We start from the raw sequence: 13106 nt of genomic DNA, 5'->3' as shown, positions 1-13106 counted from the left end.
TTGCTTCAGGGGACGATATGGCGGGCGCCGAACGACACGGCCATGTTCCCGCGCCGACTGTGCCGGACGAACTGTTTCGTCCGCTCATCGCCCATTTCCAGCCGCGGAAGGTGATCCTGTCCGGTTCCCAGGCACGCGGCGATGCCACGGAAGACAGCGACTATGACCTGTTCGTGGTCGTCGAGGACGATACGCCGCCTCACAAGCGCTGGCGATCCTGGAGAGGCTGCTTGCGGCGGTGGTTCGGCTGACCTGATCCCGTCCATGGTGGAAAGGAATGCGGCAAGTCTCGCCGCTTCTTCCTAGCAAACCGTCTTCCCGTACCGCCGCACCTCCTCCAGCACCCGGCGCAACTCGCCGGGGTGGAGCGGCTTGTGCAGGAAGGCGCAGCCGCGGCGCTGGCCCTCCAGCAGGGATTCGGGCGCCGTCTCTCCGGTCAGCACCACCGCCGGGATGTCGGCCTTGAACAGCTTGCGCACCCGGTCGATCACGTCGAAGCCGGAGACCTTCCCCGGCAGGCGGAGGTCGGTCAGGATCGCGTCGGGCGGCCCCTCCAGACCGTCGACCGCCGCGAACACCTCGCGCATGTTCGACGCGGAGACGAAGGCGCAGCCCCAGCTTTCCAGCGTCAGCAGCAGGCCGGTCAGCACCATGCTGTCGTCGTCCACCACCAGGATGCGCATGCCGTCCAGCGGCACCCCCGACGGGCCGCCGTCTGGGTGATGGCCCACCAGCGGGGTGTCGGCCGGGGCCTCGCCCTCCAGCCGGTTCACGGTGACGGCGAAGACGGACCCGCGCCCCGACCGCGACTGCACCTCGATCGGCGCCTGCAGCAGCACCGACAGCCGTCGCACGATGGCAAGGCCGAGGCCGAGGCCGCGCGTGGGATCGCGGCTGGGGTTGGTCAACTGGTGGAACTCGTCGAAGATGACGTCCAGCTTGTCCTGCGGGATGCCGAAGCCGGTGTCCCACACCTCGATGCGCCACTGTCCGTCACGCTTGCGCAGGCCCAGCAGGATGCCGCCGCGCTGGGTGTAGCGGATGGCGTTGGCCAGCAGGTTGCGGACGATGCGGCCCAGCAGGATCGGGTCGCTGCGGGTGACCGCTCCGCTTGCCGCGTCCGGCACATGGACGCGCAGGCGCAATCCCTTCTCCTCCGCCTGCGGGCGGAATTCCTCGGCCAGCGACTGCAGCAGCGCATCCACCGACACCGGCTGGAGATCGGGCTCCACCGTCCCGGCGTCGAGGGTGGAGATGTCCAGCAGCGCGTTCAGCAGTTGCTCGCCCGCCGTCATGGCGTTGGCCAGCATGCCGGCGGTGCGGGCCGCCCGCGCATTGCCGTCGACCTGGCTGGTCAGGGCGTCCAGGAACAGCCGCATCGCCTGGAAGGGCTGGCGCAGGTCATGGCTGGCCGAGGCGAGGAAGCGGGAGCGCGCCGCGGTGGTGCGCGCAACCTCCGCCCGCATGGTCTCGGCCATCTGGGCGATGGCGCCCTCCAGCGTCGCCGAGGCCAGCACCCCCACCACCTGTCCGTCGACCAGCAGCGGCGCGGCGCGCAGGGTCAGCGGCGGGTCGGTCGGCAGGCTCAGCAGCAACGAGTCCGGCCGTTCGGCCGCCGCCGCGTCCGTTTCGTCGACAAAGAGCGGGCGCAGTGCCTCGGCCACCGCCGCCCAGCCGCCGGGCAGCAGGCTGGGACCGCTTTCGTCACGGGTGGCGGCGCATGGGCGGTTCAGCAGGGCGGCCAGCGGCTCGTTGCAGCGGACGGCGGCCATCTCCGGTCCGCCGATCACCAGCATGGTCGGGACCGTACCGGCGGCGCAGACGCGCCGCGCATTGTCCAGACACTCCCGGTAACGCTGATCGGTCGGTGACATGGGGCTGGCCGAAGGTCGGGGCATTGCGTCGGTGTCTCTTGGGATCGAGGTCTCGTGAATGGGCTGGAGGCTGATCGCCATGTGCACCGGCTCGGCCGTCGGACAGTTTTGAAAAGCCCGCAGAGAATAAACGGACGATCGGGATCGTGAAATCACACGATGGCTCTACTCCCTCCTATGCGGAAGGTGAAGGCCGCGGCAGTCGCAGCAGATGATCCTCCACGAAGTACTTCCGGCGCAGCAGCGCCATCAGCCGGACTTTCAGGACATCCATTTCCTGCGCCTTGCCGACAAAATCATCGGCGCCAGCATTCAGGCTGATCATCAATTGCTCTTCGTCGTCCTGGCTGGTCAGGATGACGATCTGGAAGAACAGGCCGCGCTGGCGCCGGAACCTGTCGAACCGCTCGCAGAGCTGCGTGCCGCTGGTTCCCGGCATCACCAGGTCCAGGATGACGCAGTCCAGCCCGCCGCCGGAGAGCGCCGCCACCGCCTCGTCGGCGTTGCGGGCGGCGGTGACGGTGCAGCCTTCCTGCTCCAGCTCGGCGCGCAGAAATTCGCGGTAGGTCGCGCTGTCGTCGACGATCAGGATGCGGGCGCGGCGGAAAATCTCCGGGACGGTCGGCGGCGCGCTGCGCCGCTCCAGCAGCGCGCAGGCGTTCTCCACCACCGCCTTGGGATCGGACGGGTCATGCTCCCCCTCGCCGCGGCCGAGCACCAGCACGGCGGCATCGCTGCGCGCCCGCAACTCCGCCAGCCCGTCCGGGCCGGCAAGCTCGCCCTCGACGATCAGCAGATCCTGCGAACTGCCGGCGATCTCGGCCAGGGCCGGTTCCACGCCTTCGACGCAGACGGTCTCCACGCCGCGTTCCTCCAGCAGCAGCTTCAGCAGAAGCCCCTGCGTCTGGGAACCCATGACAACCAAGGTGCGGAGTCCGTTCATGACGCCATCTTATCGTCGGAGGTCAGTTGCAGCAGCCGTCCGGCCACCCGGTCGAGAGGCAGTTCCTCCACCGCGCCGCCAAGGCGCACCGCGGTGCCCGGCATGCTGTGGATCACCGCCGTGGAGGCGTGTTCGGCAATGGTGTATGCCCCAACCTTGTGCATGTCCACCAATCCGCGCGCGCCGTCCTCGCCCATGCCGGTCAGAAGCACGCCGATCCCGGCGGCGCCATAGGCGCGCGCCATCGACCGGAACAGCTCCTCGCCGGAGGGGCGCTGGCCGCAGACCTGCGGGTCGTCGGACAGCCGGATGGCGCCGCCCTCCACCATCATGTGGCGGTCGCCGGGCGCCACATAGACGGTGCCGGGCCGCGGGACCAGCCCCGCCTCGCCCAACCGCACCGGCAGGGGGGAGACGGTGCCCAGCCAGTTGGCGAAGCCGGTCATGAACGGGGCGCCCATGTGCTGGACCACGAAGACCGGCATGGGAAAGCTCGGCGGCAGATCCTTCAGGATTCGCGCCAGCGCCGCCGGCCCGCCGGTGGACGCCACCATCCCCACCGCGCGGAATCGCCGCAGCCGTCCGTCGGCCGTCACCGCCGCCTCGGGCAGCCGGACGTCGGCGGGAGCCTCCGCCGGACCGGCCCCTTGCGCCGGCCGGGCCGGCCGGGCGGTGATGCGGTGGCGGATCACCTTCACCTGGCTCATGATGACCAGCTGGGTGCAGAGATGGTGCGCCACCGTCTGGTAATCGGCGCGCGCCACGCTGCCCGGCTTCTCTACCACCGCCAGCGCGCCGGCCTGCAGCGCCCGCATCGGGATGTCGAGGTCGCGGACGTCCGACGCCACCACCACGATCGGCAGCGGAGTCTGCCGCATGATGCGGCTGGTCACCTCGAAGCCGTCGATGCCCGGCAGGCGGATGTCGAGCGACACCACGTCGGGCGCCGACCGCTCGATCATGCGCAACGCCTGTTCGCCGCTGGACGCGATGCCCGCCACCTCCAGCCGGGGATCGGCGCCGATGACGTGGCTGAGCAGCTGCTGGATGACGGGGCTGTCCTCGACCACCAGCACACGGATGCGTCGGGAGCCCGGCTTGACCGCCCCGCTCACAGCAGCCGCCGGATGCCGGCCAGAAGCTCGTTCTGGTCGAAGCGCGTCTTGACGATGTAGGCGTCGGCGCCCAGCCGCAGGCCGCGTTCGCGGTCCTCGTCGCTGGCGCGCGAGGTGACGAGGATCACCGGGATCTCCGCCAGACGCTTGTCCGCCTTCACCGCCTGCAACAGGGCGAAACCGTCCATGCGCGGCATCTCGACGTCGCTGATGATCAGGCCAACCTCCATCCCTTCCGACAGGCGCTCCAGGGCCTCGCGCCCGTCCACGCACAACGTCACCCGATAACCATGGGCTTCGAGGATGCTTTTTTCCAGCGTGCGGGTGGTGATGCTGTCATCGACAACCAGGATATGCGCCCGGTCAGGGGTGGCCTCCTCCGCAGGGCGTGCCGGGGCGGGCAGAACACTTCCGGGCAGCGGCATCAGGCCGGGGATGTTCAGCACCAGCGCCGGCCCGCCGTCGTCCATCAGCACGGTGCCGAGATAACGTCCGGAATCGAGCCCGGTCTCCTCCGCCGCGGTCACCACCGTCTCGCGCGTGGCGACGAAGCGGTCGACCGCCAGCGCCAGCCGCCGGTCCGCCGCCCGCACCACGACCAGCGACAGCGACCGCTCGGCGCTCGGCACCACCGGCGCCTCCATGCCCAGCAGCGCGGCCAGGGAAGTGACGGGGATTTCCTCATCGGCGATGCGGATCATCGGGGTGCCGATGCCGGAGAACAGCGTTTCGGCGACGGCCGTGCGCAGCCGCACCACGTCGGCCGACGGGATCGCCAGGATCTGGTCCTGTACGGCGACGAAGACCAGCCGCTGGCTCAACAGGCTCAGCGGCACCTCGATGGTGACGGCGGTGCCGCCCTCCGGCCGCTCGGCGATGGTCAGGTTGCCCTGCAGCCGCTCCACTTCCCGCCGGGCGATGGGCAGGCCCATGCCGCGCCCGGCCAGTTCGGTGGTGCGGGCGGCGGTGGAGAAGCCGGGATTGAACAGGAATTCGGTCAGCCGTTCGAGCGGCATCTCCCCGCCCGACGACAGCTCGTCGGCGTCGATCAGCCCGCGTTCCGCCGCCTTGCGCAGGATGGCGCCGCGGTCCAGCCCGCGCCCGTCATCCTCGATGCGCAGGTGCAGGCGCGCTCCCTCCACCGACGCGGATATGGTCACGCGCGCCGCCGGCCGCTTGCCCAGAGCCAGCCGCTCCGCCGGCGTCTCGATGCCGTGGCTGACGGCGTTGCGCGCGATGTGCAGGATCGGATCCTTCAGCCGTTGCAGGACGGTGCGGTCGGCTTCCACCTCCAGCCCGCGCACATCGACCTCGACCTCCTTTCCTTCGGCCCGGCTGATGTCGCGGATCATGCGGCCGAGCCCGCCCAGCTGGTTCTCCGCCGGCAGCATGCGCAGGCGCCGCATGTCCTGCTGGAAGCCGCCGCCCCAGCGCCGCATCGACCACAGCAGCCGGTCGTGGCTGCGGTGAGCCGAATCCAGCGCCCCGCCCAGCGCGCGGAAGCGCCGCTCGAAGGCCATCAGCGCCGGCAGGGCGCTGCGCCCGTCCAGCGCCTCCGCGTCCTTGTCCACCTGGGCGCCGCGTCCGATCTGCACCCGCAGATGGCGCCACGCCCGGTCCAGCGCCCGCCATTCCTGGCGCATCGCCCGCAATTCCTCGCCGAGCCCGGCCTGCGCCTCCACCTCCGGCAGCAGGGCCGAAGCGGTTTCCGACAGCCGCTCCAGCCCTTGCGCCGCGATGCGGACCAGCGCCGCGGAATCGGCGTCGACCGCTTCTCCGCGCGGCCGTTGCGCCCGGCGCTTTGCCCGCGCCGACGGCTCCGAGTCCGCCGTGCCGCGGGCGGGCGGCGGCGGGGCGCCGTTCCGGCCGCCGGACAGCCGGTCGAGATCGGTCATCACCCCGCCGATCTCGACCTCCTCGCCGCCCTGCAGCGACCAGGCCACCAGATCCTCGATGGCGTCCAGCGCCCGCCGCACGACGGCGATGGCGTCGGCGTCAAGCACCGCTTCGCCCTTCTGCACCGCGATGAAGGCGGCCTCCAGCCGGTGGGAGATCGCCTCCACCTCCGGCAGGTCGACGGCGCGGGCGGCGCCCTTCAGGCTGTGGGCGCGCCGATGGATGTCGACGAGGTCCGGCGCCTCTCCCGTCGCCTCGGCCTCGCGCAGCCCGGCGCGGATCACCGCGAGATGATCCTTGTGCTCAAGCTCGAACGCCGCGAGCAGGCGCTGGCGGATGTCCATCAGGCGCTCCGGACGACGCCCTCTCCCGCCCCGGGAGAGGGAAGGGGCCCATGCGAAGCATGGGAAGGGCGAGGGGTACCCCAAGGAGCCATGCGGTTCGGGCCGCTTGCGCCACCCCCCACCCTCCCCACGCCAACGGCGGGGGGCCCCGCCCTCTCCCGGGGCGGGGGAGGGCGATTGTTGCGACGTGCGATGCCGTGAGGGGGAGAGGGGAAAACAGACATCCGCATCACACCCGGTAGTTCCGCACCGCTTCGACCAGACCCTGGCCGAGGTTGTTCAGGTTCGCCGCGGCGCCTTCCAGCTGGCGGGTGCCGGCGGCGGTCTGGCTGCTGGCCTCGCGGATGTTCTGCAGCGCCTGGATCACCTGCTCCAGGCCGATCTGTTGCTGGTTGGTGCCGGCGACGATCTGCTGGAAGGCGAGAACGCTCTCCTGGATGTTCTCGGCCATGGTGCGGATGGTGGACTGCGTGGCGTCGGTCTGGCGCTTGCCGGCGGCGACGCGCTTGACCGCTTCCTCCGTCAGCATGACCGAGGCGTTGATGCCGTGCTGGATCTCCGACAGGTTGGAGCGGACCTGGGCGGTCGCCTCCTTCGACTGGTCGGCCAGGCTCTTGATCTCGCCGGCCACGATGGAGAAGGTGCGGCCGTGCTCGCCGGCCGCCGCCGCTTCGATGGCGGCGTTCAGCGCCAGCAGGTGGCAGCGCTCGGCGATGTCGTTCACCGTCACGATGATCTCGCCGATCGCCTGGGTGCGTTCCGACAGCATGACGATGTTCTCGGCCACCGCCTCGGCCTGTTCGCGGATGGCGTCCATCGCCTGGATGGTGTCGTCGACCGCCTTCATGCCGGAATGGCTGGAGGTCGCCACCGTCTGGGCGCCATGGGCGACGTCCTGGGCGCGGCGGTTGATCTGGGCGCCGGATTCGGTGATCTCCGACAGGGTGGCCGTCGTCTGCTCCACCGCCGCCAGCTGCTCGGCGACGCTGGCCGACTGCTGCTGGGTGGAGGCGCGGATCTGCGCGGTGGCGGCGTGGACGCTCTCGGCGGTCTCGCGGGTGGTGCGGGCCATCGACTTCAGCCGGCCGGCCATCTCGTTCAGGTGCTGGCCCAGGACGGCCAATTCGTCCTTGCCGTGGATCGTGACCTCCTGCGTCAGGTCGCCGTGGCCGACCTTGGTGACGAAGTCGATGGCGCGGCCGAGCCGGCGGGTGATGGAGCTGCCGATCAGATAGGCCACGCCCACCGCGATCAGGAAGACGATCACCAGCGCGATGACCGAGGACTTGATGGCCGAGTTGTAGATCGCCCGGATGTCGCCGCGGCCGGTCTCCGTCAGGTTGTCGATGGCGGACTGGGCGGCGGCGATGCGCGCCTCCATGTTCTTGCGCAGCTCGTCCACCCGCTGGCGGCGCTGCAGCGCCTCGGGCACTTGGTTGCGCTCCAGCAGGGTGTAGATGGTGCGCGCCTCGTCGCCCACCATGGTGATGGCGCGGCTCATCTCGTTGACAGCGGTGTCCAGTTCGACCCAGCCCTTGCGGCGGTTGTCGGTCACGCTGTAGGAGGAGCGTTCCGCCACCAGGGCGCGCAGCCGGCCCAGCGTGTCGCGCAGCTGCGCCCCGACCTCGTTATACTGCCGTTGCAGCGGTATCATGATGGTCGGGATGTCCACGACCTTGCCTTCGGCATTGGCGACGGAGACGGTGTTCAGCGCGGCCTCGCGCGTGCTGCGCAGTTCCGCCTGCAGGTTACCGACGTCGGTCACCAGATTGGCCGCCTCGGTGTCGTAGCTGGACACCGCCATGATGACGGTCAGCGCGTCGGAAAAGCGCGCCATCTGGTACAGCGCCAGCAGCGCGGTCAGGACGCAGACCACGCCGAATCCCAGGACCAGCTTGTGCGCGACTTTGATGTTCATTCTCGGACTCCAGCCCCGGTCGGCTCAAATGCGGATGGATCGTTCTTGATGGCAGGATTCAGGTCTTCACGGCGTCGAGCAACGCCGCCATGTCGAGGATCGCCATGCGGTCCTCCGCGATCGCCCTGACCAGCGGCCCGGCCTCCGCCGGGGCGGGGGTGCGCGGCGGGACGATATCGGCCACCCGCTCCACCTCCCTCAGCCGGAGCGCCGCCGGACGGCCGCCGGTGCGCAGGACCACGGCATAGCCGGGCTGCTCCGCCTCGGTCCCGGCGCCCGGACCGGTCCCGCACAGCCGGTCGAGGTCGAACAGCCGCATCACCCGGCCGGCGACGGCGATCACCCCCAGCACGGCGTGCTGCGCCCCGGGCACGCGGGCCAGCCGCGGCATCGGGACGATCTGGCCGAGATGGCGCAGATCCAGCCCATACAGCATCTCGGCCCCGCGCGCGACCAGCATGGGGATGCCGGCGCCTTCCCCGTCGAGGGCGGGCGGCGGCTCGGCGAGCTCCTCGGCGCGGCGGTCCAGAACGGCATCGGCCCAGGGGCCGCGGCCGGCGAAGGTCTGCGCCAGGACGGCGTTGCGGCGCGCCAGCCTTTCGCGCACCTCCCGCCAGTCGATGGCGGCGCCCGGCTCCCGGCGCGGCGAAGGATCCCGGCCCATCAACCCTCCTCACCGGTCAGCCAGAGGTCGAGCATCCCGCGCAGTTCCTGCACGGTCAGGCCGCCGCCCTCCGTCACCGCCTCGTCGTCGGAACGGTTCACCAGCGCTTCGCGGGCATTGCGGAAATGGCGCTGCGCCGGAACCAGCCGGCCGCGGCGCCAATAGGCCAGCGCCAGATGGTAGTCGGCAAGCACGAAGCGCGGATCGAGATACAGCGCCCGCTTGAAGGCCGCGACCGGATCGCCGACCCCCAACTCCTCCTCCACCAGCCCCAGCTGGTAATGGGCCGCGGGGTCCATCCGGTTGGCCTCCACCCGTTCCAGGCAGCCTTCCAGCAGGGAGGAGCGCTCGTTGGGCTCCGACTGGTCGGGCGGGGTCGGTGCCGGGGGCGGGGCGACCGCCCTGGATGGCGACTTGGCCGCCGTCCTCGCCGCGGGCCTGGCCGCCGACATGCGCCGCGGCTTGACGGCCGGCGTCGGCGACGGCTCGGCCGTGGAGGGACTCGGCGTGGCGCCGGGTGCCGGGGCGGCCCGGTCGCCCTGCTTGCGGTAGAGCGTGGCGCCGGGGACCGACACCGGGATGAACAGTTCGTTCATCTGCGGTCCGGCCTCGGCATGGCCGACCACCAGCCATCCGCCGTCGGCCAGCGCGTTGTGCAGGCTCCCCAGCAGCCGGTGCCGTGTCGCCTCGTCGAAATAGATCATGACGTTGCGGCAGAGGATGATGTCGAAATGCCCGATACCGTGGGGATAGGACGGAATGGAGCCTTCCACCAGATTGAACGGCATGAAGCTGGTCCATTGCCGGTATTTCGGCTTTACCGACCACAGCTTGTCCTTGCGGTCGAAACAGGCCTCCAGCGTCTCCGGCGACAGGCCGCGCACCGCCCAGTCGCCATAGGTGCCGCGGCGGGCCTGCTCAAGGAAGGCGCCGTTGATGTCGGTGCCGACGATATGGACCTGCCAGCCTTCCAGCTGGTCGGCGAAATGCTGCCTCAGCAGGATTTCCATCGTGTAGGCTTCCGGCCCGATGGAGCAGCCCGCACTCCAGATCCGCAGCAGCCGTGTTGTCTGGTTGCGGCGGATGCATTCCGGAATGGCGACGGCGCGCAGGGCGTCGAACTGCTCGATATAGCGGAAGAAGAAGGTTTCCCCCACCGCCAGCTCGTTTATCAGCCCCTGATACTCCGGCCCGCCCGGCCCCTCGGCCTCCAGCGCCGCCAGATAGCCGGCGACGGTCGTGATCCGGCCGAAGGGCAGGCGGCGGTTGATCCGCTCGGCGAAGGCGGATTCCTTGTCGGCGTAATAGGCGAGCCCGGTGGCGTCGATCACCATCGCCTTCAGGCGCGGGAAATGCGGGTCGCGGCGGATCGCCTCGATGGCTGCGGCGGCAGCCGTGACGGGATTTGCGGGAGTCATGCCGTCCCCTCCCAGCGGGCAAGCCGCTGCTCCTCCGCCGCGCGGAAGGCGTCGAGCAGCCGGCCCTCCGCCTCGCTCAGCAGCCGGTCGGGGTCGAGCAGCGTCACGGTGCCGGGGCGGCCGGTCACGCGATCGGGAAAGGCGCCGGCGGCGCAGCCGTTGAAGGACAGCGACGGATCGGAGGCCACGCGGTCCTCCGCCTCCAGCACCACGTCGCCATGCACCTGATCGACCAGCAGCGCGGTCGGACGCCCCTGCCAGGTGATCAGGATCAGCGGCGCGTAGAGCCCAGTCTGCCCGCCGCCCGCCGCGAGATCCAGCAGAACGCCCAGCCGCAGGACCGGCACGACCTCCCCATGATAGCGGAACACCCCCTCGACCGGCTGCGGCGCGGTGGGCAGGCGGTCGAGCCGCGGCAACGGCAGAAAGCGCCGCACGGATTCCACAGGCAGTGCCAGCGCTTGACCGGCAACCGAGAACACGACGCAACGGAACGGCGATGGCGCGGAAAGGCTGTGGGAGGGGCTGTGCGTGGGGTGCGGTGACATCCGTCCGTCGATGGTCTGGAATCCGACCGGGAACATGCCCCATCACGGCTGGAATGCGAATTACGCCAAAGGTTTACGCCGGATGACCTATGCCTGGCCCGCCGGATTCGGGACCTTTGCCTGATTGCTTCGCCGGTCTACTGTCTTCCGCCATGCCGGAAAACCGGCGACGACCAGCCAAACCAACGAACCAGGGAGAGACGGGACGATGCCCGGCCGCCATTTCGAGGATTTCCGCATCGGTGACGTGGTCGAATCGGAAGGGGCGACCCTCACCGACAGCCAGATCATGGATTTCGCCCTGCGTTTCGACCCGCAGCCCTTCCACCTCGACGCGGTGGCCGCGGCCGACGGACCGTTCCAGGGACTGATCGCCAGCGGCTTCCATACCCTGTCGCTGACCTTCCGCCTGATCCGCGACACCGGCATCATCACCGGCACCAGCCTTGGCGGCTCCGGCATGGACGAGCTGCGCTGGCTGCGCCCGGTACGCCCCGGCGACACCATCCGCGCCCGGGTGGAGGTGGTGGACACGATCCCGTCGCGCCGGGGCGACCGCGGAACCGTGCGGCTGGCCTACACCACGCTGAACCAGCGGGGGGAACCGGTGATGACCTGCATCATGAACCACATCGTGGCCGGCCGGACGGTGGCCGTCTGAGCGCCTCTCCCGAAGGCTGCCCCACGACCGGCCGGAAACCCGCATCCGCGCCTCGGGCGGGGGGATTGCGGGGAGGGGGCGTCGGGGGAGGGGGCGACGAGGAGGGGGGCAACCGCAATTCCGGCGGCGCCGCTCCCCCGATCCCGGCCTTCGTCCGTCACGGAACGAAGACTTCCACCGGTCAAATCTCGATCAGCGCATAGGGCCGGCCGGATTCCTTCGGGATGGTCTGCGCCACATTGTAGACCGGCGTGCCGCGCAGCGTCTTTCCCGAATAGGTCCCGTGATGGGCATGGCCGTGGACGATGGCGCGGACGTTGTCGAAGCGGTCGATGGTCTCGGCCAGCCGCGAAGATCCCAGGAACGGAAAAATCTCCGTCGGCTCCCCCTCCACCGTCGCGGCGATGGGGGCATAGTGCAGCAGCACGAACACCCGTTCGGTGTCCAGTTGGCGCAGCGCGCTTTCCAGCCGCATCGCCTCGTTCACCGCCTCATGGACGAACTGCTTGATCGCCGGTTCACCGAAGCTGTCCAGCATCCGGTTGCCGAACCCGCCGCCGAAGCCCTTAACCCCGGCGAAACCCACTCCGCCGATCTCCTGCGGGGCGCCGTCCAGAAAACGGACGCCGGCCTGGGTCAGGATGTGCTGGACCTCGTCCAGATGGCCGCATTCGTAATCATGGTTGCCGAAGACCGCAACGATGGGGATACCGATGGCGCGCAGGGCATCGGCCAGGATTTCCGCCTCGCGCGGCTTGCCGTGGTTGGTCAGGTCGCCGCACAGCGCCAGCACGTCGGCCTTGCCGGCGATTTCCTGGAACAGCTCGCGAAAAGGGTATTGGGAGGTCTCCCCGACATGGATGTCGCCGATGGCGGCGACGGTCATCCTGCGCTCATCCATTCCTGCTCTCCCTTGGAATCTCCTTCGTGCCCTCCTCCCCGACGACGTCGGCGAAGCCCCACTGGGTGACGTCGATCAGATAATCCTCGCGGGAGAACAGGCGGCCCCGGCAGATGCGGGTCTGGGCGACCGGCAGCTTGGCGCGTTCCTGCATCCGCTCCAGCAGTTCAGCAACCAGCCAGCCGGGCACGCGATCGCGCTCGGTCGGGTAGATGAAGCGGAAGTTCAGGAGGTGGATCAGCAGCACCTCCCAATACTGCTCCATATGGGCGAGCAGTCTTTTCCAGTCGACCTTGTCGTGCTGCTTCAGGATAAGGTGCGCCACGTCCGGGCCGTCGTATTTGTGGCGCATCTGGACGAAGGATTTGGAGAAGATCATTTCGGTCGGCGCCACCAGCCGCACGTCGGCGCCGCAGATCACCGCGCGGTGTTCTTCCTTGAACCAGCGGTCGTTGACCGGATTGATGGCGACGGCCGAATTGAAGATGACGTCGAAGAACAGGTCGCCATGCTTGACCTTGCCGATCCAGCGTTCGTCCTCGATCTCCGTTCCGAAGCCATGGTCCTGGAAGTGGCCCAGGATGCGCGGGAAGTCGCCACCGCAGCAGAAGATGTCGATGTCCTTGGTCGGCCGGTTGATCCCGGTATAGGCGCTGACCGCATAGGTTCCGCCCAAGAGGAACGGTATTCCCGACTGGGTCAGAAGCTTGAGGCTTTCGGTATAGAAGGCTTCGGCCTCCGCGGAGACGGTGGCGCAGCCCTCACGGAGTTCGCTCATGAACCACTCCCCATTGCGCGCCGACATGGCACGTTGACCCTGTACA

At 69.5% G+C, this 13106-nt stretch carries 12 protein-coding genes; 2 read left to right on the top strand and 10 right to left on the bottom strand.

Translation table 11 applies throughout. The features are described from left to right. Positions 1–17: 17 nt before the first annotated feature. Positions 18–251 (top strand): nucleotidyltransferase domain-containing protein, encoded by a 234-nt coding sequence (locus tag DM194_RS20375; RefSeq protein WP_111069397.1) that lies wholly within the window; start codon positions 18–20, stop codon positions 249–251. 51 nt (positions 252–302) lie between these two features. Here the strand turns inward: DM194_RS20375 and DM194_RS20370 are convergent, their stop codons facing one another. The 8 genes from DM194_RS20370 to DM194_RS20330 all read right to left on the bottom strand — a co-directional run bounded on the left by DM194_RS20370 (position 303) and on the right by DM194_RS20330 (position 10609). Further along, entirely contained in the window at positions 303–1874 is a 1572-nt protein-coding gene (locus DM194_RS20370) for an ATP-binding response regulator (protein WP_246024537.1), read from the bottom strand. 175 nt (positions 1875–2049) lie between these two features. Further along, a complete protein-coding gene (locus DM194_RS20365) occupies positions 2050–2817 on the bottom strand; it encodes a response regulator transcription factor (protein WP_111069395.1) in 768 nt (255 codons plus the stop codon). Further along, on the bottom strand, positions 2814–3932 hold the full coding sequence (cheB, locus tag DM194_RS20360) for a chemotaxis-specific protein-glutamate methyltransferase CheB (RefSeq protein ID WP_176581474.1): 1119 nt from the start codon (positions 3930–3932) through the stop codon (positions 2814–2816). The genes DM194_RS20365 and cheB overlap by 4 nt, the downstream gene beginning before the upstream one ends. After that, on the bottom strand, positions 3929–6172 hold the full coding sequence (locus tag DM194_RS20355; protein WP_111069394.1) for a hybrid sensor histidine kinase/response regulator: 2244 nt from the start codon (positions 6170–6172) through the stop codon (positions 3929–3931). Before DM194_RS20355 ends, cheB begins: the two co-directional genes overlap by 4 nt. Before the next feature lie 229 nt (positions 6173–6401). Next, positions 6402–8090 (bottom strand): methyl-accepting chemotaxis protein, encoded by a 1689-nt coding sequence (locus DM194_RS20345; RefSeq protein ID WP_111069393.1) that lies wholly within the window; start codon positions 8088–8090, stop codon positions 6402–6404. Between the two features lie 58 nt (positions 8091–8148). Next, on the bottom strand, positions 8149–8754 hold the full coding sequence (locus tag DM194_RS20340) for a chemotaxis protein CheW (RefSeq protein WP_111069392.1): 606 nt from the start codon (positions 8752–8754) through the stop codon (positions 8149–8151). Further along, complete coding sequence (locus tag DM194_RS20335) at positions 8754–10172, bottom strand: CheR family methyltransferase (protein ID WP_111069391.1); 1419 nt, start codon at positions 10170–10172, stop codon at positions 8754–8756. Before DM194_RS20335 ends, DM194_RS20340 begins: the two co-directional genes overlap by 1 nt. Further along, a complete protein-coding gene (locus DM194_RS20330) occupies positions 10169–10609 on the bottom strand; it encodes a chemotaxis protein CheW (protein WP_246024536.1) in 441 nt (146 codons plus the stop codon). The genes DM194_RS20335 and DM194_RS20330 overlap by 4 nt, the downstream gene beginning before the upstream one ends. Before the next feature lie 319 nt (positions 10610–10928). Here DM194_RS20330 and DM194_RS20325 point away from each other — a divergent pair, with 319 nt between their 5' ends. Further along, a complete protein-coding gene (locus DM194_RS20325) occupies positions 10929–11381 on the top strand; it encodes a MaoC family dehydratase (RefSeq protein ID WP_111069389.1) in 453 nt (150 codons plus the stop codon). A gap of 181 nt (positions 11382–11562) precedes the next feature. Here DM194_RS20325 and DM194_RS20320 read toward each other — a convergent pair whose 3' ends face one another. After that, positions 11563–12282: a metallophosphoesterase family protein gene (locus DM194_RS20320; RefSeq protein ID WP_111069388.1), complete on the bottom strand. Its 720-nt coding sequence runs from the start codon at positions 12280–12282 to the stop codon at positions 11563–11565. Continuing rightward, entirely contained in the window at positions 12275–13060 is a 786-nt protein-coding gene (locus DM194_RS20315; protein ID WP_111069729.1) for a nucleotidyltransferase family protein, read from the bottom strand. The genes DM194_RS20320 and DM194_RS20315 overlap by 8 nt, the downstream gene beginning before the upstream one ends. Positions 13061–13106: the final 46 nt, after the last annotated feature.

This window comes from Azospirillum ramasamyi, assembly GCF_003233655.1.
Taxonomy (GTDB): Bacteria; Pseudomonadota; Alphaproteobacteria; order Azospirillales; family Azospirillaceae; genus Azospirillum; species Azospirillum ramasamyi.
The sequence above is the reverse complement of the archived record's forward strand: the minus strand, read 5'-3'. Positions and strand labels throughout refer to the sequence as shown.